Here is a 632-nt window from a genome sequence, read left to right as displayed (position 1 = left end):
CATGAAATGAATATTTCGAGAGAAAAAAATATAAATCCTACAATTGAAGTTAAACCAGATAATTTGGCATATGTAATTTATACATCTGGATCCACAGGAAATCCAAAGGGTGTCCTTTATGAACAAAAAGGTCTATGTAATTTTATTAATGCCAGCATTAATTTTACAAAATTAAATACGGGTAGTAAGGTAGTTCAGTTTTCTTCAATTGCATTTGATGTTTCACTATATGATATCTTCGCAACTCTGGTGTCTGGTGGAACTTTATATGTATGTGGTCAACAAGATATTATGCCAGTCGAGCCACTTACCCAGTTTTTGCTAGAAAAAAAAATTACGCATGCATTTTTACCACCTACGGTACTAAATCTGTTAGATGAATCTAAATTTGAGGAATTACAAACTGTTATTTCTGCGGGTTCAGTCTGTAGTGAACAAGTGGCAAAACGATGGGTGAAAAATCACCTCTTTATAAATGCATATGGTCCAACAGAAGCATCGGTTGCTACTATAGACATTTATAGCGGCAAAGGGACACCACCTATTGGTCGATCTATTCCCAATGTAGAGGTATATGTATTAAATGAAGCTAAAAAACTTGTCCCTATTGGGACAGTAGGTGAACTTTATAT

The 632-nt window shown here is 34.5% G+C and carries 1 protein-coding gene; it reads left to right on the top strand.

Translation table 11 applies throughout. The features are described from left to right. The coding region (locus DOS87_RS30440) for an AMP-binding protein (protein ID WP_144499731.1) at nucleotides 1-632 on the top strand (632 nt) is incomplete at both ends.

The sequence above is a fragment of the Bacillus sp. CR71 genome, from assembly GCF_003429245.1.
In the GTDB taxonomy this organism is placed as follows: Bacteria; Bacillota; Bacilli; order Bacillales; family Bacillaceae_G; genus Bacillus_A; species Bacillus_A thuringiensis_S.
This window is presented reverse-complemented; position numbering and strand designations above follow the sequence as displayed.